Source organism: Pseudomonas sp. TE3728 (assembly GCF_056279145.1).
Window position 1 is genome coordinate 4092922 of the sequence record NZ_JBWBQT010000001.1, and the last position, 19276, is coordinate 4112197.

The following is a 19276-nucleotide window of genomic DNA, read 5'->3' on the forward strand; positions in this document are numbered from 1 at the left end:
TCGCAGCCTTCGGCAGCTCCTACATTGGAATGCGTTCCCATGTAGGAGCTGCCGAAGGCTGCGATCTTTTGATCTTTCTTTTTAAGCCAACTTTTGCGCCAACACCGCAATATGCTCCGGCCCGATCCCGCAGCAACCGCCCAAATGGCTGGCCCCACGCTTCTGCCAATCGGCCGCCCATTGCAGATACCCCGGCGGGTCGAGATCGTCGCGCAACGGGTCCAGCCCGTCGTTGGCCGTGGCCTCTTTCGGCTGCGGCGGGAAGGCATTGGCGTACGCGCCAATGTGAATCCTCACCCCCAAGCGTTCGAAGGTTTCCCGTGCCGCATCAATCGCAGCGCCGATCACTTCTGGCTGGCTGCAGTTGAACAGCAAAGTCTGGACGCCCAACTCGGCCGCCACCGCGGCAGCCTCAGCCACAGGCTCACCGGAGCGCAAACGCGGCACTTCGTCGGTGTCTTCATCCTTCAAGGTAAACGACAGCCAGAACGGTTTGCCGTCCTTTGGCAAACCGGCATGGATCGCTCGTGCCTCGACAATCGAACTCTGGGTTTCAGCCAGCCACAAGTCGACATGCGGCGCCAGGCCATTGACCAGAGGCGTCAGCAGTTCAGTCACCCGCGCGGCATCGAACAAGTCCGGGCGATAGGAGCCGAACAATGGCGGCAATGATCCGGCCACGCGCACCGGTTTGCCCGCCGCATCCACTGCACGACGGGCCAGCTCACCGGCCAACGCCGCGAGCGCCTGACCCTCAGCGGCAAACCGCTCTTCGCCAATATGGAACGGCACCACCGCGTAACTGTTGCTGGTAATCACGTTGGCACCGCTTTCGATATAAGCCGCGTGCACCGCCTCCACCGCTTGCGGTGCTTCGCTCAAAGCCAGCGCCGACCACTCGGGTTGCCTGAACGGCGCCCCTCGGCGTTGCAGCTCACGACCCATGCCGCCATCCAGAATTACCGTGCTGCCTGCGCCCATATGCTTTTCACTCATAAGCTTATGAAAATAACTCACTATCAGAGTCGTTCTTATAACTATTTAATACGCACCGTACGGTTAATAACAACCTCTTTTTTCAGGGATCAACTGTGAAATTTCAACCACTGCTGGCCCTGGGCCTGACGATTCTGGCTGCCTCCACTCAAGCCTTTGCGGGCGCCACACTGGACCGCATCGAGCAAAAGAAAGAACTGGTGGGCGTGCTGATGGAAAGCTATCCACCCTTCTCGTTTCTCAACGATCAAAACCAGCTCGACGGTTTCGACGTCGACGTGGCCAAGGCCGTGGCGGACAAACTGGGCGTCAAGCTGCGCCTCGAAACGCCGTCCTGGGACGTGATCGCCGCCGGGCGCTGGAGCGGGCGTTACGACATCTGCATCTGCTCCATGACCCCGAGCAAAGCCCGCGCCGAAGTCTTCGATTTCCCGGTCGAGTACTACGCCTCCCCCGCCGTGATCGTGGTCAACGCCAAGGACGACAGCATTCACAGCGCCAAGGACCTGAGCGGCAAAAAAGTCGGCCTCACCAGCGCCTCCAGCTATGAAAGCTACCTGAACAAAAACCTGGTGATCGAAGGCGCCGAAGACATCCAATTGCAGTACCCGTTCGAGAATGTGCAGATCGCCCCCTATGACACCGACAACGTCGCGTTCCAGGATTTGGGCCTGGGCGCTGGCGTTCGTCTGGACGCGATTCTCACCAACCTGGTGACCGCGCAACCGCGCCTGAACGAAGACAAGCGCTTCAAGCTCGCCGGCGAGCCGCTGTACTCGGAGCCGAACTCGGTGGCCATCGAAAAAGGCGACGCCCAGTGGGACGCCAAAGTGCGTGATGTGTTTGCCCAGTTGAAACAGGACGGCACCTTGAGCAAGCTGTCGCAAAAATGGATCGGCGCCGACATCAGCAAATGACTTCTTTCCCCAAACCACCTCAGCCGCCGCAACCGGTGGCTGAGTCGCTGCTGCAACGGATTTTCGGTTTTCGCACGCGGCTGTACCTGACCTGGGTAGCGATGTTCGGTTTGTTCGCGAGTTTCTTCCTGAGCTTCGACCTGAAGTTCTCGATCATCCTCGACAAACTGCCGAACCTGATCGGCCTGCACCTGGCGCCCAACGGCTTTCTGCAAGGCGCAGCGCTGACGTTGTTCTTGTGCCTGTGCTCAATCGTGGCGTCATCACTGCTGGGCTTCATCACGGCTTTGGCGCGGCTGTCGAAAAGCGCGGTGGCGTTCGGCATTGCGAGCTTCTATGCCTCGTTCTTTCGCGGCACGCCGCTGCTGATCCAGATCCTGCTGATCTACCTCGGCCTGCCACAACTTGGCATCGTGCCCGGTGCCATCGCCGCGGGGATCATCGCCCTGTCGCTGAACTACGGCGCGTATCTGAGCGAAATCTTCCGCGCCGGCATCCTCGGCGTCCCCCATGGCCAACGCGAAGCATCGTTGGCGTTAGGCATGCGCGAAACCGTGATCTTCTGGCGCGTCACCCTGCCCCAGGCCATGCGCACCATCATCCCGCCCACCACCAACCAGTTCATCTCCATGCTCAAAGATTCGTCTCTGATCTCGGTGATGGGGGTTTGGGAAGTGATGTTCCTGGCCCAATCGTATGGGCGCTCGAGCTATCGCTATATCGAAATGCTCACGACCGCGGCGATTATTTATTGGCTGATGTCGATTGGACTGGAGCTGATTCAGGCGCGGATGGAGCGGCATTATGGGAAGGCGTATTTGAAGCGGGGTTAGCGAAAAGATCGCAGCCTTCGGCAGCAGCTCCTACTCGGGATTCACTCGCCTTGTCCTCACTGAATCAGCACAGTAAGCCTTGTGGGAGCGGCGGTGCGGCGATCCTGCTTGCTCGCTCCGACACAAGGATTGTGGCACTCCCAAATACCGGGCGAAAAAAAAAGGGGAGCACATGCTCCCCCGAGGTTTAAAGCGGTATATCGAGGCTGTTAACTCAGCCTTCGATCTCGATCAGAATCTCGCCCGGGTTTACCCGGTCGCCCTTGGCCACGTGGATGGCGGTGACTTTGCCGGCGATGGCCGATTGGACTTCGGTTTCCATCTTCATCGCTTCGGTGATCAGCACGGCCTGGCCGGCTTTCACGGTGTCGCCTTCCTTGACCAGGACATCGACGATATTGCCCGGCATGGTGGTGCTGACGTGGCCCGGTGCAGTGGCTTGTTTGCGCTTGCTGCTACCGCCGCTGACGAACTCGTTGAGCGGTTCGAACACCACTTCTTCCGGCATGCCGTCGATGGACAGATAGAAGTGGCGCTTGCCTTCCGACTTGACGCCGACACCGGTGATGTCGACGCGGTAGGTTTCGCCGTGAACGTCGATGACGAACTCGGTCGGCACGCCTTCGCCGCCGGCCAACGTCACGCCGCCCGCTTCCGGAATTGGCAACAGCACCTCCGGTACGAGGATGCCGGCTGCACGTTCTTCGAGGAATTTGCGGCCGATGTCCGGGAACATGGCGTAGGTCAGAACGTCTTCTTCAGACTTGGCCACGGCACCGATTTCGGCGCGCAGTTTGGTCATTTCCGGCTTGAGCAGATCGGCCGGACGCACGTCGATCACTTCTTCGCTGCCGATCGCCTGACGACGCAGTTTTTCGTTCACGGTGCCCGGCGCTTTGCCGTAGCCGCCTTGCAGGTAGAGCTTCACTTCATTGGTGATGGTTTTGTAGCGCTCGCCGGCCAGCACGTTGAAGAACGCCTGGGTGCCAACGATCTGCGAGGTCGGCGTTACCAGCGGCGGGAAGCCGAGGTCTTCGCGAACGCGAGGGATCTCCGCCAGCACTTCGCTCATGCGGTTCAGCGCGCCTTGCTCTTTCAACTGGTTGGCGAGGTTGGAAATCATCCCGCCCGGTACCTGATTCACTTGAACGCGAGTGTCTACGGTGGTGAATTCGCTTTCAAACTGGTGGTACTTCTTGCGCACGGCGTAGAAGTACAGGCCGATCTCTTGCAGGAGCTCCAGGTTCAGGCCGGTGTCGAATTCGCTGCCTTTAAGGGCAGCAACCATCGATTCAGTGCCTGGATGGCTGGTGCCCCAGGCGAAGCTGGAGATCGCGGTGTCGATGTGGTCGGCGCCGTTTTCGATGGCTTTGAGTTGGCACATTGCAGCCAGGCCAGCCGTGTCATGCGAGTGAATAAACACTGGCAGCGACTGTTCGGATTTCAATGCCTTGACCAATTCGCCTGTGGCGTACGGGGTCAACAGGCCAGCCATGTCCTTGATCGCCACCGAGTCGCAACCCATGGCTTCCATTTGCTTGGCTTGCGCCACGAAGGCCTCGATAGTGTGCACCGGGCTGGTGGTGTAGGCGATGGTGCCCTGAGCGTGTTTGCCGGCGGCTTTCACCGCTTCGATGGCCACTCGCAGGTTACGTACGTCGTTCATCGCATCGAAGATGCGGAACACGTCGATGCCGTTGACTGCAGCCTTGGCGACGAAGGCTTTGACCACGTCGTCGCTGTAGTGGCGGTAGCCCAGCAGGTTCTGGCCACGCAGGAGCATTTGCAGACGCGTGTTAGGCAAGGCCGCGCGCAGTTGGCGCAGACGCTCCCACGGGTCTTCTTTGAGGAAGCGGACGCAGGCGTCGAAGGTCGCGCCGCCCCAGCATTCCAGCGACCAGTAGCCGACTTTGTCGAGCTTGTCGCAGATCGGCAGCATGTCTTCGGTGCGCATGCGGGTGGCGAGCAGCGATTGGTGGGCGTCGCGCAGGATTGTGTCGGTAACGTGGATTTGTTTGCTCATTGTTCTATTCCTCACAGGCCTGCGTGGGCGGCGATGGCGGCGGCGATGGCCAGGGCCAGCTCTTCGGGTTTGCGCTTGATCGAGTAGTTGGTCAGTTCAGGGTGGCTTTCAACGAAGCTGGTATTGAACTGGCCGCTACGGAATTCCGGGTTACGCAGGATTTCCTGGTAATACGCGGCGGTGGTCTTGACCCCCTGTAGACGCATGTCGTCCAGAGCTCGCAAGCCACGGTCCATCGCCTCTTCCCAGGTCAGCGCCCACACCACCAGTTTCAGACACATGGAATCGTAGAACGGCGGAATGGTGTAGCCGGTATAGATCGCTGTGTCGGTGCGCACGCCAGGACCGCCGGGCGCGTAGTAACGGGTGATCTTGCCGAAGCTCGGCAGGAAGTTGTTTTTAGGGTCTTCGGCGTTGATTCGGAACTGCAGCGCGAAACCGCGGTGCTGGATGTCTTCCTGTTTCACCGAAAGCGGCAGGCCGGACGCGATGCGGATCTGCTCGCGCACAATGTCGATGCCGGTGATTTCTTCGGTGATGGTGTGTTCCACCTGCACCCGGGTGTTCATCTCCATGAAGTACACCTCGCCCTCGGCGAGCAGGAACTCCACGGTGCCGGCGTTCTCGTATCCCACGGCCTTGGCCGCGCGCACCGACAGGTCGCCGATGTAGGCGCGCTGTTCCGGCGTCAGTTGCGGGCTCGGAGCGATCTCGATCAGCTTCTGGTTGCGACGCTGGATCGAGCAATCACGCTCGAACAGGTGCACCACGTTACCAAAGCTGTCACCGAGTATCTGCGCTTCGATGTGTTTCGGATTGACGATGCATTTTTCCAGGAACACTTCCGCCGAACCGAAAGCCTTGGTGGCTTCGGAAATCACCCGCGGAAAGGCTTGTTCGAGTTCTTCGCGGCTGTTGCAGCGACGAATGCCGCGTCCGCCACCACCGGAGGTGGCCTTGAGCATCACCGGGTAACCGATGCGATCGCCTTCGGTCAGGGCTTCTTCGATGCCCGACACGTTGCCTTCGGTGCCCGGGGTGACCGGTACGCCAGCCTTGATCATGCTGCGGCGCGCTTCGGTCTTGTCGCCCATACGGCGAATCACTTCAGCCGATGGACCAATGAATTTGATACCGCGTTCGGCGCAGATGTCTGCCAGCTCGGCATTTTCCGAAAGGAAGCCGTAGCCGGGGTGCAATGCATCACAACCGGTTTCCACCGCCAGGTTCACCAGCTTGCGCGGGTTGAGGTAGCCGGCCAGTGGCTCGGCACCGATGCTGTGGGCCTCGTCCGCACGCTTCACATGCAAGGCATGGCGATCGGCGTCGGAATAGATCGCGACGGAGCGAATGCCCATCTCGGCGCAGGCACGCACGATTCGTACGGCAATCTCACCACGGTTGGCGATCAGGATCTTTTTTATCACTTGGAGGTTCCCTTGAGCCGGTGGTACCCACGACCTGTCACACCAGGTCGACGCGTGACCAAATGTTTCAATTCAGTCGCAGCTCCACACTAGCCTTCGCAAGGGATTAACAAAAATGAATAATAATTGGGTTACACATAAGCAAAGACTTATAGTTGAGACATCAGCCTCCGCTCAGGGTCTCTAGAAAATGCGTAAGTCATTGATGCGTATGACGTTGCGTCAATTGCAGATCTTCAATGAGGTGTGCGACTTAAGGTCCTACAGCCGTGCAGCCGACGAAATGTCTCTCACACAACCTGCCGTGAGCCTACAGATTCGTCAACTCGAAGAGCTGATCGGCCAACCTTTATTCGATTATGTCGGCAAAAAACTCTACATGACCGAGGCGGCCGAAGCACTGCAGCGCGCCAGCCGGGATATTTTCGGGCGCCTGGAAAACCTCGATATGCAGCTGTCGGACATGCAAGGCTCATTGCAGGGTCAGCTGAAACTGGCGGTGGAATCCAGCGCCAAGTATTTCGTGCCGCACCTGTTTGCCGCGTTCAAGCGCCAGCACCCGGAGGTGAACCTGCAACTGACGGTAGTCAACCGTGGCCAGGTCATTCGGCGCCTGTCGGATAACCGTGATGATCTGGTGATCATGTCGATGGTTCCACAGGACATGGGGCTGGAGTTTCTACCGTTCCTCAACAACCCGATTGTCGCCGTGGCGCCGCCGGATCATCCACTGTGTCACATGGGCCCGCTGCGCTTGCAGGATCTTGAGCCCTACACGTTGCTGTTGCGCGAACACGGTTCCGGCACGCGACTGGCTTGCGAAGAGTACTTCAAAGAGAAACGTGTGCACTTCACCCAAACCCAGGAGGTGGCCTCGGCCGAAGCGCAGCGTGAATGCGTATTGGCGGGTCTGGGCGTGGCGCTGTTGACACGCCACGCCCTGAACCTTGAATTGGCAACCGGCGGATTGATCGAGTTGCCAGTCGAAGAGCTGCCGCTGTACCGCAGTTGGTGCCTGGTGCAGGCCAAGGCCAAGCGGCTGTCACCGGTGGCCCATGCATTCCTTGCGTTTATCCGCAGCGAACGGGCGCAGATCAGCGCGCTGGTTGAGCGTTTCGACGGGAAGTTGCGGGAGCCGCCTGCCAGTAATTGAGTTCCAGTTCGTCAGGAAATTCGCCAATTTCGGCCAGAAGCTGGCGGCGCTCGCTGCGATCTTCGATCGCGCGGCGAAATTCCATGCGGCGCTGATCTTCTTGCTGACGACGGGTTTTGACGGCGCTGTTGCGTTCTTCGTAGGGCTGAGCCATTTCGAGTCTCCCAAGGCGAGTACGGGAGTTACAAGATAGGTGCGAGGGATGACGGTTTGGCGGCGGGTAAGTTACAGACTGATGAAATCAACTGGCTTAGCGCTTATCTGTGGCGAGGGAGCTTGCTCCCGCTCGACTGCGCAGCAGTCGTAAATCGTTTGATGCGGCTTATCAGAAATACTGCAGCAAGATGGTTGTGGGGCCGCTTCGCAGCCCAGCGGGAGCAAGCTCCCTCGCCACAAATCCAGCATTTCCCGATGAATCAATCATCCAGCGCTTTCACCGATTTGGGCGACAGCCGCAAGCTGCGAAGGCTGCGTTTGACGCTTTTCAGGTGATTGACCAGGCTCGGGCCGCGGGCCATGGCCACGCCCATCGCCAGCACATCGATCACTACCAGATGCGCAATGCGCGACGTCAACGGCGTATAGATTTCGGTGTCTTCATGCACATCGATCGCCAGATTGACGGTCGACAACTCGGCCAACGGTGTCTGGCTCGGGCACAACGTGATCAACGAAGCGCCGCTCTCGCGCACCAGATTGGCCGTGATCAACAGGTCCTTGGAACGCCCGGATTGGGAAATACAAATCGCCACGTCGCTCGGCTTCAAAGTGACCGCCGACATCGCCTGCATGTGCGGGTCGGAATACGCCGCTGCAGTCAGCAGTAAACGGAAGAACTTGTGCTGGGCATCCGCCGCCACCGCGCCCGAGGCACCGAAGCCATAAAACTCGACACGCTGGGCCTGAGACATGAGCGACACCGCCCTCTGCAACTCCACCGGATCGAGTTTCTCGCGAACCTCCATCAGCGTATGCAGGGTGGTGTCGAAGATTTTCAGGCTGTAATCGGCGACTGAATCGTCTTCATGGATCGCGAACTGCCCGAAGCTCGCGCCAGCCGCCAGGCTCTGGGCCAGTTTGAGCTTCAAATCCTGAAACCCGGAGCAACCGATGGCGCGGCAAAACCGCACGATGGTCGGCTCGCTGATGCCCACGCTGTGGGCCAGGTCGGCCATGGAGCTGTGCATCACCGCCGCAGGGTCAAGCAGCACGTGGTCGGCGACTTTGAGCTCCGACTTGCGTAACAGGTGGCGGGACTGGGCGATGTGTTGCAGCAGATTCAAGGGGCTGGACTCTGTTATTGGCAGGTGCCGGGGATGTAGCACGCTTGTAGTTATACTACATGAATCGGCTTTTTGCCTGCTCAATGCGTAACTCAATGTCCCCATTTCATGCGCCATGCGCTCCATGTAGCCCTCTCGGTCCTTGTAGCAGCTGGCGAAGCCCAGCTTCTACAAAGGGTTGGCGTCGCGACGTAAAAGCTCGGCCAGGTTGGCGGCCTCGACCGGCCGACTGATCAAATACCCCTGCACTTCATCGCAACGCTCGACTTTCAGAAACTCCAGCTGTTCCGGCCGCTCCACCCCTTCAGCCACCACTTTCAGCGACAGGCCATGGGCCATGGCGATGATCGCCCGGGTAATCGCCGCATCCTCGCTGCTCTCCCCCAGACCGCGGATAAACGCCTGATCAATCTTCACGTAATCCACCGGAATGCGCTTGAGGTAACTCAAGGACGAATAGCCAGTGCCAAAATCGTCGATGGCCAGTTTCACCCCAAGGTCGCGCAACTGCTGGAAGGTCGCAATGATGTGCTCGACGCTGTCCAGCAACTGGCTTTCGGTGAGCTCCAGTTCCAGGTAGTGCGGCGCCAGACCGGTTTCCTCCAGCACTTGGCGCACCAGGCTCACCAGTTTCCCCTGACGCAACTGATGCACCGACAGATTGACCGACACCCGAATCGGCTCCAGTCCCTGACGCTGCCACTCGCAGGCTTGCCAACAGGCCTGGCGTAAAACGAACTCACCAATAGCGCCGATCAACCCGGTTTCCTCGGCCAAGCCGATGAAATCCCCCGGCGGCACTTGGCCCAGGATCGGGTGATGCCAGCGTACCAATGCCTCGGCGGCATTCAGCCGGCCGGTGGCGAGGCAGAGTTTCGGTTGATAAAACACTTTCAACTGCTTTTCTTCGATGGCTTTGCGCAGCTGGTTCTCGAGCTGCAAACGCTCGAGCGTGCTGGCTTGCAGGCTGTCGGTATAAAACTGGAAGTTGTTGCCGCCCAAGTGTTTGGCATGCTGCATGGCCATGTTCGACTGGCTCACCAACGCAGAAATCTCCCGCGCGGTGTCCGGTAACAGGCTGATGCCCATGGACGCGCTCATCACCAGCTCATGCCCGTCGACAGTGATCGGCAAACACAGTTTGGTCGACAAACGAGTTGCCATGCGCGCCAGACTCGACAGATTGCCGTAGGCATCGAACAGCACCGCAAATTCATCGCCGGACAACCGGGCGATGGTGTCTGCTTCCGGCAGCGCATTGACCAGGCGCCGGGACATTTTCTGCAATAACTGATCAGCGATTTCGTGGCCGAGGCTATCGTTGAGCAGCTTGAATCGATCCAGATTGATATGCAGCAACGCCAGGCTGCGCCGACCGCCCTGACGCACCCGCTGATGAGCTTCGTGCAGCCGTTCGCGGAACAACGATCGGTTGGCCAATCCCGTGAGTTCGTCGTAATGAGCGAGGTAACGCATGCGCTCTTCGGACTCACGCCGAGCAGACAGATCGGCGAAGAAGCCGACAATATGACTAACTTTTCCCCGTGAATCGCGCACGGCGTTCAGTTGCAGCCATTGCGGATACAACTCGCCATTCTTGCGCGTTTCGACCAACTCGCCCTGCCAGCTACCGTGCTGCTCCAGCGCCTGACGAATCGCCGCGTAATGCCGGCGGGCGTCGCGACTGCAGGGTAGCTCGACCACATTACGCCCGAGCATGTCGTCGATGTCATAGCCAGTCACTCGGCTGAAGGCCTGATTGGCGGCAATCAGCGCGTAATTCGGGTCGAAAATAACGATGCCTTCACTGGCCGCCTCGAACACCATCGCCGCCAGTTGGCGCTGTTCTTCCAGGCCCTTGCTGGCACTGATGTCGCGGCGGGTGCCGACCATGCGGATCACCCGGCCGTTTTCGCTGCGCTCAACTGCTCGCCCGCGGTCCTCGATCCAGACCCAATGGCCATCACCATGTCGTACCCGATACTCGATCTGATAATCCTCGGTACGGCCCTTCAAATGCTCGACCAGCGCTCTCTTAAGCGCTGGCAAGTCGTCGGGGTGCAGCCTCGGCTTGAGGTGGCGGAGCATCGCCGTCACGTATTCCGGCTCTAGCCCGAACAGCTCCTGGAGCTGAGTGTGATGGACTTCGTCTGTCTGCAGGTTCCAGTCCCACAACCCGAGTTCGCTGGCCTTCAACGCCAGCGCCAACCGCGCTTCGCTTTTGCTCAAGGCCTGATTGGCGGCGTCCAGCTCCAGACTGCGTTGGACAACGCGATTTTCGAGGTCGACCTGGGTTTCGCGCAATTCGTCTTCGGCGCGGCGGCGCTGGTCGATTTCCTTGGCCAGTTCGTGGTTGAGCTGATCGCTGCGACATTGCGCCTGCTGCAAGTGCTCGATCAGGGCCTGATTTTGAAAGCGCCGCAACAACCCCTGGTTGATCAGCCGATTGACCTGCCAGGCGACCACGCTCAACGAACCCAGCAATATCAGCCCAAACCAGCCCCAGCCCTGTTCCTGCTCATCCCCGCCCCAGAACAGATAGCCGATGGCCGGTAACAGACAGGGCAAGGTAAAGGACAGAAAAGCCGGCAGGCTGACGGCATAAGCAACGCTGGCCGAGAGTGCCGCGGCGCCGATCAGCCCGAATACCCAGGCTTGCTGCATGAAATTGTCCGCGGGCACCAACGCAATGCCGGCACCGGCCAGGGTCAGGCCAGTCATGGCAGAGCCGAGCATGAACATGCGACGCCAGACCGGATGGGCCTGACGGTTGGGAATCGCCGAATCGAAAGCCGCGACTTGAATCACCCGCAACGCCACCAGCGACAATAACCAGATCAGCCAGACGCTCACCACGAAGTAGCGCTGCGGGCTCCAGAGCAGGCCGGCGCACACCAGACCGTTGATCAGCATGAACAGCGTAGGCAAAAGCGAGCCCTGGTACAGCAGGCGCGTGCGTTCGACCGCCATTTCCATGGCGTACTGTTTGCGGATAACCCGGGGCTCCACAGAGGGGCCCGACAGGTCGGAGCTGAGGGTCATAGGCAATGTTCTTGTTCTTATAGTGAGCATGCGAGCCCGAATTGTGGACGGAGCATACACAAGCAAATGCCCGGACCAAACAGCCCAAGGTCACAAAATAGACGAAAGTTTGAGCCGTCCACCTCGGTAAAAAAGCCGCCAGACGAGCTCCGCCAATGCTTGCAGCCGGTGACCGACCGGTCGTCATCGGTGCTTCTTTCATCGGCTAATGCAAAGCTCGGTTTGCCCGGTGTGACGGCGCACCCTAGAATGCCCCGATGCGCGATGATCTCTCCCTTCTGCTGAACTCCCTCAACGATGCCCAACGTCAGGCCGTAGCTGCCTCTGTGGGTCGTCAGTTGGTCCTGGCCGGTGCTGGCTCCGGTAAAACCCGAGTGCTGGTGCACCGTATCGCCTGGTTGATCCAGGTCGAAAACGCCTCGCCCCACTCCATTCTGTCGGTGACCTTCACCAACAAGGCCGCTGCCGAGATGCGTCATCGCATCGAGCAGCTGATGGGTATCAACCCGGCCGGCATGTGGGTCGGCACCTTCCACGGCCTGGCGCACCGCTTGCTGCGGGCGCACTGGCAGGAAGCCGGCCTGAGCCAGACTTTCCAGATTCTCGACAGCGACGACCAGCAACGGCTGGTCAAGCGGGTGATCCGCGAGCTGGGTCTGGACGAGCAACGCTGGCCGGTCCGACAGGCCCAGTGGTTCATCAACGGGCAGAAAGACGAAGGTCTGCGTCCGCAACATATTCAAGCCAGCGGCGACTTGTTCCTGGCGACCATGCGCAGCATTTATGAAGCCTACGAGGCCGCGTGCCTGCGCGCCGGCGTCATCGATTTCTCTGAACTGCTGTTGCGCGCCCTCGATCTGTGGCGCGATAACCCGGGCCTGCTCGCCCATTATCAGAAGCGCTTCCGGCACATTCTGGTGGACGAATTCCAGGACACCAACGCCGTGCAATACGCCTGGTTGCGTCTGCTGGCCAAGGGTGGCGACAGCCTGATGGTGGTCGGCGACGACGATCAGTCGATCTATGGCTGGCGCGGCGCGAAAATCGAGAACATTTATCAGTATTCCGACGACTTCCCCGATGCCCAGATCATTCGTCTGGAGCAAAACTACCGCTCTACCGCCGGGATCCTCAAAGCCGCCAACGCCCTGATTGCCAACAATACCGGGCGCATGGGCAAAGAGTTGTGGACCGATGGCGGCGAAGGCGAAGCGATCAATCTGTACGCCGCGTTCAACGAACACGATGAAGCACGCTACGTGGTTGAAACCATCGAAAGCGCGCTGAAAACCGGCCTGGCTCGTAGCGATATCGCGATTTTGTACCGCTCCAACGCCCAATCGCGCGTTTTGGAAGAAGCCTTGTTGCGTGAGCGCATTCCGTATCGCATTTATGGCGGTCAGCGCTTCTTCGAACGGGCAGAAATCAAGAACGCCATGGCGTACCTGCGTTTGTTGGAAGGCCGTGGCAACGATGCGGCCCTTGAGCGGGTGATCAACGTTCCGGCCCGTGGTATTGGCGAAAAAACCGTCGAAGCGATCCGCGATCATGCACGCCACAGCCATGTGTCAATGTGGGAAGCCATGCGTCAGCTGGTGGCCAACAAAGGTCTGACCGGTCGCGCTGCTGGTGCCATAGGGGCATTTATGGAGCTGATCGAGGACCTCGCCGCCAAGTGCCTGGAAATGCCGCTGCACTTGATGACCCAAACCGTCATCGAGCAGTCGGGGTTAATCGCCTACCACCAGGCGGAAAAAGGCGAGAAAGGACAGGCCCGGGTCGAAAACCTTGAGGAACTGGTCAGCGCCGCACGTAACTTCGAAAACCCGGAAGAGGATGAAGAACAGTCTCCACTGTCAGCGTTCCTCGGTCACGCCTCGCTGGAGGCCGGAGACACCCAGGCCGACGAACACGAAGACAGCATTCAGTTGATGACCCTGCACAGCGCCAAAGGCCTGGAATTCCCTTACGTGTTCCTGGTGGGCATGGAAGAAGGCCTGTTTCCGCACAAGATGAGCCTGGAAGAACCCGGCCGCCTTGAAGAGGAACGCCGTCTGGCCTACGTCGGTATCACCCGGGCGATGCAGAATCTGGTGCTGACCTATGCTGAAACCCGCCGCCTGTACGGCAGCGAGACCTACAACAAGGTGTCGCGTTTCGTACGTGAAGTGCCGAAAGGCCTGATTCAGGAAGTGCGGCTGTCCAACAGCGTCAGCCGTCCGTTCGGCGGTGGCCAGCAGCAGAGCTCCAGCAGCCTGTTCGGCGGCAGCGAGATCCCGGACACCGGGTTCAGCCTCGGCCAGACCGTGCGGCATTCGGTGTTCGGCGATGGTGTGATCCTGAATTTCGAAGGCGCCGGTGCTCAGGCGCGGGTACAGGTGAACTTCAGCGAAGGCAGCAAGTGGTTGATGCTGGGTTACGCCAAGCTGGAAGCCGTTTAAAAGCTGAAAAGATCGCAGCCTTCGGCAGCTCCTACATGGGAATGTGTACACCCTGTAGGAGCTGCCGAAGGCTGCGATCTTTTTCCAAGGCCGACTAGGCATCCTTCCTACAGAACTTATCTACTCGTCCTACAGACCAAAGTTATCAAGTCTTATTGCGTGACCGGAAGCTGAACACTACCTGTCAGGCAAAAGCCCGAAACACTCTGCCGCTAGCCAGCAACACTTCAGCTGTGCAACATGGCGCGCGTGCCTTCCACAAATTGGGAATTCCCTTTATGAAACGTTTTCTTAGCATCGCCATGGCGTTGTGCATTGGCCTGACGATGAGCCTCGACGCCAATGCCGCCAAGCGCTTTGGTGGTGGCAAGAGCTCCGGCGCTGCGCCGACTCACCAGACCAGCCAGATGGCTCCTTCTTCTCCTGCCGGCGGCGCTGCTGCCACTGCGGGTGCGGCCGGTGCTGCTGGCGCCGCCACCAAGGCCAGCGGTGCTTCGCGCTGGCTCGGCCCTCTGGCCGGTATCGCCGCCGGTGGCCTGCTGGCCTCCATGTTCATGGGCGACGGCTTCCAGGGCATGCAGATCTTCGACATCCTGATCATGGCGGTCATCGCCTTCCTGGTCTTCCGTTTCATCGCCGCTCGTCGTCGCAAGCAGCAGGAGCACATGGCTCCAGCCGGCGCGCCGATGCAGCGTGAAGTGTTCGAACAGAAACCAACAGCCATGGGTTCGATCTTCGGCGGTTCGGCTGCACCTGCTGCCGCTCGTCCGGTGATCAACGCGCCAGCCTGGTTCAATGAACACAACTTCATTGAAGCGGCCCGCAACCACTTCCAGTCCCTGCAGCAACACTGGGATGCCAACGAAATGGACAAGATCGCCGAGTTCGTGACTCCGCAACTGCTGGAGTTCCTCAAGCGCGAACGTGCCGATCTGGGCGACGGCTTCCAGTCGACCTACATCGATAACCTCCAGGTACAACTGGATGGCGTTGATGACCGTGCGGACAAGACTGTCGCCACCCTGACCTTCAGCGGTGTATCGAAGTCCTCGCGCTTTGATCAGGGCGAAGTGTTCAGCGAAAGCTGGAACATGGAACGTGCACAGGGCGAAAACCAGCCTTGGCTGGTGGCCGGTATCCGCCAGAACGGCTGATCAATTCCCGCGTTTCACCTGTTGTAATAAAACCCCGGCCTCGGCCGGGGTTTTCTATTTCGCGGTTGCATCTATAGCGAGCTACTGTATAAACCGCCCCAACTAAACCGCGCCATCAAGCAAGAGGATCCCGGACGTGGAAGAAATCATCGAACAACTGCGTGAAGCCAACGAACCGGTACCGGTCCCCTTGGAATTGCCTGACGAAGATCAGATTGTGGAAATCGAAGAGCAACTGTTCATCGATATCCCATTCGTCTTCAGAGAATTTTTGCTGACCGTCAGCGACGTGGTCTACGGCAGCCTGGAGCCAGTGACTGTCACCGATCCGCAGTCCCATACCTACCTGCCGGACGTTGCCGCCAACGCCTGGGACGCTGGCGTCGATCGCAGCATGATTCCGATCTGCCAGGACGGTGACAATTACTACCTGGTCGAAGAAGACGGCACCGTCGTGCTGTGGCTGGCTGAAGAAGAGTTGCTCGCCGAAGAAACCTGGGAATCGGTATGGCACTGGGCGCGGGACGTCTGGCTGGAAAGCTGAGCCGTCTGCCCGCTGTAATCAATGCCCGGTCGAATCGTTTTGGTTATCCAGCGTTTCCAGCAAGGCCACCTGCATTCGCGTATGCACACGGATGAACCAGCGCCAGAGCAGCGCCGCCACCGCGGCCGCGACTATGACGATCAGCACCAGCAACTTGTTGGTCGGCAGAATACTGGCCGACAAGGCTGCCAGCAGCAGGAAAATCACTGACAGCGAGAGGATCGGAATCACTTCAGCGATCACCCGACGTACTCGCTGTGTGTGGCGGCCGGCCATTTCCGGCTTCACACCCATCTCTGCCAGCAGCATCGACAGCGCCTTGAGCTTGCGATAGGCGGCGATCAGGAACGGCAGTGACAACAGCAACGCCCCACCCCAGATCAACGCTTTCTGCCAGCTCGGGTCGCTGATCCAGGCTTGCAGGTAAACGGACATGCGCTCGGCGAAGAACGCGCCCGAGAAAAAGATCGCAATCACCAACGCCAGATTGACCCCTACCTGCAACAGAATCCGCCGGATCATCGACGCCAACAGTGCACCCTCGCCCTGAGGCTGAATGCTGCGCAGCCATTCGCCATACATCCCGAGCACACGGCTCAGACGCTGCGGCATCACTGCCGCAAGCTTGATCGACAGCGGATCGGCCGCGCGGATCAGATACGGCGTCAACAGCGTGGTGATGACCGAAACAGCCACCGCCACCGGGTAGAGAAAGTTGCTGGTGACCTGCAGCGTCATGCCCAACGCCGCGATGATGAAAGAAAATTCGCCAATCTGTGAGAGCCCCATCCCCACGCGCAGTGAGGTGCGTCCGTCATTGCCGGCGATAAAAGCACCGAGACCGCAGGAAAGCATCTTGCCCAGCACCACTGCTACGGTGATCACCGCGATCGGCCAGGCGTATTGCAGCAGGATCATCGGGTCGAGCATCAGGCCGATGGCGACGAAGAAGATGGCACTGAACAGGTCGCGAACCGGCTCGATCAATTGCTCGATCTTCAGCAGTTGCCGCGATTCAGCCATGATCGCGCCGATCAGGAACGCGCCGAGGACCATGCTGTATTCAAGCTTGACCACCAACAGGCAGAAACCGAAACACAGGCCCAGCACAGTGATCAGCAGCATCTCGTTGCTGTCGAATTTGGCCACGTAGGCCAGCAGTCGCGGTACCAGCAGAATGCCAATAACCAGTGCGACAATCATGAACAGTGACAGCTTGCCGACCGTGGAAAACACTTCGCCGGAACTGACGGTTCCGCTGACCGCGATGCTCGACAGTAACGCGATGATGCCAATGCCGAGGATGTCTTCGACGATCAGCACGCCGAAGATCAATTGAGCAAAACGTTCGTTCTTCATCTTCAGGTCGTTGAGCGCCTTGACGATGATGGTGGTCGAGGAAATCGCCAGGATCGCGCCGAGGAACAGCGAGTCCATGGTATTCCAATCGAACCAGCGGCCGATTTCGTAGCCGATCCAGATCATCAGGACGATTTCCAGGAACGCTGCGATGAACGCCGTGGCACCGACCTTGAACAACTTGCGCAAGCTGAACTCCAGGCCCAGGCAGAACATCAGGAAAATCACCCCGAGCTCGGCGAGGGTCTTGATGGTGGCTTCATCGTGGATCAGGCTGAACGGCGGCGTGTGCGGGCCGATGATGAAGCCGGCGACGATGTAGCCGAGCACCACCGGTTGTTTGAGACGATGAAAGAGCACGGTCACCACACCCGCGATCAACATGATCACTGCCAGATCCTGAATGAAACTGATGGCGTGCATGGCATGTGGCTCCTTGGGTGGGCTTTTGAAGGGTAACATCGCGACTTCCGACGGGAAGACGGTGCAATATATGGAAACAGATAGAGCCAGGCGTGACGGCAGCCCCCCGCCCGGCGTCCCGATAACTGTTGGTTTGAAAAACCAAGCACCCACAGAGGTGCAACCCAGAAATCCTGCCTTGACCCGTGAGTACGTTATGGAACCCGGAAACGCCCAGCTGTCGATGACGGTATTGATGACCCCAGACATGGCCAACTTCTCTGGCAATGTCCACGGTGGCACCCTGCTCAAATACCTCGATGAAGTGGCTTACGCCTGCGCCAGCCGCTATGCCGGCCGCTATGTGGTGACCCTGTCGGTGGATCAGGTGATTTTCCGCGAGCCGATTCACGTTGGTGAACTGGTGACTTTTCTGGCCTCGGTCAACTACACCGGCAACACCTCGATGGAGGTGGGCATCAAGGTCGTGACCGAGAACATCCGCGAGCGCTCGGTGCGCCACACCAACAGCTGTTTCTTCACCATGGTCGCAGTGGATGACCAGCGCAAACCGGCTGCAGTCCCGCCACTGCAACCGCAGAACAGTGAAGACAAGCGTCGGTACATGCAGGCCCAGCAGCGTCGGCAGATTCGTCAGGAACTGGAAAAGCGTTATCAGGACATCAAGGGCGACGCCTGAGCAGACAGTTATCCAGCGCTCTTCAGATCGCTATCGCGAGCAGGCTCGCTCCCACAGGTACAGCGATAACCTTGTGGGGGCGAGCCTGCTCGCGATTGGGACAACCACCCGGTTACAGGCTGATTGAGGTTGCCTCGAACCGCACCCGCGGATGGGCGATCCGGTCCTGCGCCCGCACCAGTTCCAGCTCATAGCTGGTGCAAGCCTGGGTTTCCAGCAGCACTTCATGCACCGCCGCCGCAGTGAATTCGAAGGCACTCAGCAGATTGTCACCCTGCAGCACGCGCGCCAGGAACAACCCGGCAGTCAGATCGCCAACGCCCACCGGCTGACGCGGAAACGCCAGCAGCGGCCGACGCAGGTGCCAGCTGCCTTCAGCGGTCACCAGTAACATCTCGAAGCCCTCCGCCGGTTTTCCGGGATAGTCCAGATGCTTGACCAGCACCGCCTTCGGACCGCGAGCCAGCAGCGCTCGCGCCATGGCCAGGCAATCGAACAATGACTGCGCCTTGCGCCCCGAGAAGCTGTTCAGCTCCAACTGATTCGGGCACATGAAGTCGGCCACCGCTGCCGCCTCTTCCAGCAGAAAATCGCTGACCTCGGCTGGAACGGTGCAGCCCTTCTCCGGATGGCCCATCACCGGGTCGCAGAGGTATACCGCTTTGGGATTGATCGATTTGATTCGTTCCACGCCCGCGAGAATCGCCCGGCCCTGAGCCGCGCTACCGAGGTAGCCGGACAACACGGCATCGCAATTGCCCAGCTCACCAATTGCAGCGATTCCTTCTACCAATTCCGGAATCTGATGCGGAGCCAGCACTTCCCCGGCCCACTGACCATATTGCGTATGGTTGGAGAACTGCACGGTATTGAGCGGCCACACGTTCACCCCGACCCGCTGCATCGGGAAAACCGCGGCGCTGTTGCCAGCGTGGCCGAACACCACGTGGGACTGGATGGCGAGCACATGGGGCGTACGTTTCATGCGGTGAGTTTTCCGTC

15 protein-coding genes are annotated in these 19276 nt (G+C 59.3%); 7 read left to right on the forward strand and 8 right to left on the reverse strand.

The features are described from left to right. Positions 1-81 precede the first annotated feature (81 nt). The gene (locus ACZ89R_RS17910; protein WP_429545060.1) at positions 82-981 is read right to left on the reverse strand and encodes a homocysteine S-methyltransferase family protein; all 900 of its coding nucleotides are present in this window, start codon (positions 979-981) and stop codon (positions 82-84) included. A 110-nt stretch (positions 982-1091) separates the two neighbouring features. On the opposite strand from ACZ89R_RS17910, the gene ACZ89R_RS17915 reads away from it, so the two are divergent. After that, on the forward strand, positions 1092-1913 hold the full coding sequence (locus ACZ89R_RS17915; RefSeq protein WP_218395619.1) for an ABC transporter substrate-binding protein: 822 nt from the start codon (positions 1092-1094) through the stop codon (positions 1911-1913). Further along, entirely contained in the window at positions 1910-2746 is an 837-nt protein-coding gene (locus ACZ89R_RS17920) for an amino acid ABC transporter permease (protein WP_429545059.1), read from the forward strand. Before ACZ89R_RS17915 ends, ACZ89R_RS17920 begins: the two co-directional genes overlap by 4 nt. 214 nt (positions 2747-2960) lie before the next feature. On the opposite strand, the gene oadA is transcribed toward ACZ89R_RS17920, so the two are convergent. Continuing rightward, positions 2961-4769, reverse strand: coding sequence for a sodium-extruding oxaloacetate decarboxylase subunit alpha (oadA, locus tag ACZ89R_RS17925; RefSeq protein ID WP_429545058.1), 1809 nt, complete (start codon positions 4767-4769; stop codon positions 2961-2963). Between the two features lie 11 nt (positions 4770-4780). Beyond that, positions 4781-6196, reverse strand: a complete 1416-nt coding sequence (locus ACZ89R_RS17930; RefSeq protein WP_007896523.1) for an acetyl-CoA carboxylase biotin carboxylase subunit — start codon at positions 6194-6196, stop codon at positions 4781-4783. Positions 6197-6386: 190 nt separating this feature from the next. Here ACZ89R_RS17930 and ACZ89R_RS17935 point away from each other — a divergent pair, with 190 nt between their 5' ends. After that, the gene (locus tag ACZ89R_RS17935) at positions 6387-7349 is read left to right on the forward strand and encodes a LysR family transcriptional regulator (protein ID WP_192345136.1); all 963 of its coding nucleotides are present in this window, start codon (positions 6387-6389) and stop codon (positions 7347-7349) included. Here ACZ89R_RS17935 and ACZ89R_RS17940 read toward each other — a convergent pair. The 3 genes from ACZ89R_RS17940 to ACZ89R_RS17950 form a co-directional block, all read right to left on the reverse strand. Next, positions 7291-7503, reverse strand: coding sequence for a PA3496 family putative envelope integrity protein (locus ACZ89R_RS17940; RefSeq protein WP_123495694.1), 213 nt, complete (start codon positions 7501-7503; stop codon positions 7291-7293). The genes ACZ89R_RS17935 and ACZ89R_RS17940 overlap by 59 nt on opposite strands. Positions 7504-7765: 262 nt before the next feature. Continuing rightward, a complete protein-coding gene (gene hexR, locus ACZ89R_RS17945; protein WP_007896526.1) occupies positions 7766-8632 on the reverse strand; it encodes a transcriptional regulator HexR in 867 nt (288 codons plus the stop codon). 168 nt (positions 8633-8800) lie between these two features. Beyond that, positions 8801-11674, reverse strand: a complete 2874-nt coding sequence (locus ACZ89R_RS17950) for an EAL domain-containing protein (RefSeq protein WP_429545057.1) — start codon at positions 11672-11674, stop codon at positions 8801-8803. Between the two features lie 257 nt (positions 11675-11931). On the opposite strand from ACZ89R_RS17950, the gene uvrD reads away from it, so the two are divergent. The 3 genes from uvrD to ACZ89R_RS17965 all read left to right on the forward strand — a co-directional run bounded on the left by uvrD (position 11932) and on the right by ACZ89R_RS17965 (position 15813). Beyond that, the gene (gene uvrD / locus ACZ89R_RS17955; protein WP_429545056.1) at positions 11932-14115 is read left to right on the forward strand and encodes a DNA helicase II; all 2184 of its coding nucleotides are present in this window, start codon (positions 11932-11934) and stop codon (positions 14113-14115) included. A gap of 278 nt (positions 14116-14393) precedes the next feature. Continuing rightward, complete coding sequence (locus ACZ89R_RS17960) at positions 14394-15269, forward strand: Tim44 domain-containing protein (protein ID WP_429545055.1); 876 nt, start codon at positions 14394-14396, stop codon at positions 15267-15269. A 136-nt stretch (positions 15270-15405) separates the two neighbouring features. Further along, complete coding sequence (locus ACZ89R_RS17965) at positions 15406-15813, forward strand: SMI1/KNR4 family protein (protein WP_008073570.1); 408 nt, start codon at positions 15406-15408, stop codon at positions 15811-15813. Positions 15814-15831: 18 nt separating this feature from the next. Here ACZ89R_RS17965 and ACZ89R_RS17970 read toward each other — a convergent pair whose 3' ends face one another. Next, positions 15832-17595, reverse strand: a complete 1764-nt coding sequence (locus ACZ89R_RS17970; RefSeq protein ID WP_429545054.1) for a cation:proton antiporter — start codon at positions 17593-17595, stop codon at positions 15832-15834. A gap of 196 nt (positions 17596-17791) precedes the next feature. Here ACZ89R_RS17970 and ACZ89R_RS17975 point away from each other — a divergent pair, with 196 nt between their 5' ends. Beyond that, entirely contained in the window at positions 17792-18274 is a 483-nt protein-coding gene (locus ACZ89R_RS17975) for an acyl-CoA thioesterase (RefSeq protein WP_007896533.1), read from the forward strand. Between the two features lie 112 nt (positions 18275-18386). Here ACZ89R_RS17975 and pdxY read toward each other — a convergent pair whose 3' ends face one another. Continuing rightward, the gene (pdxY, locus tag ACZ89R_RS17980) at positions 18387-19259 is read right to left on the reverse strand and encodes a pyridoxal kinase PdxY (protein WP_429545053.1); all 873 of its coding nucleotides are present in this window, start codon (positions 19257-19259) and stop codon (positions 18387-18389) included. Positions 19260-19276 lie beyond the last annotated feature (17 nt).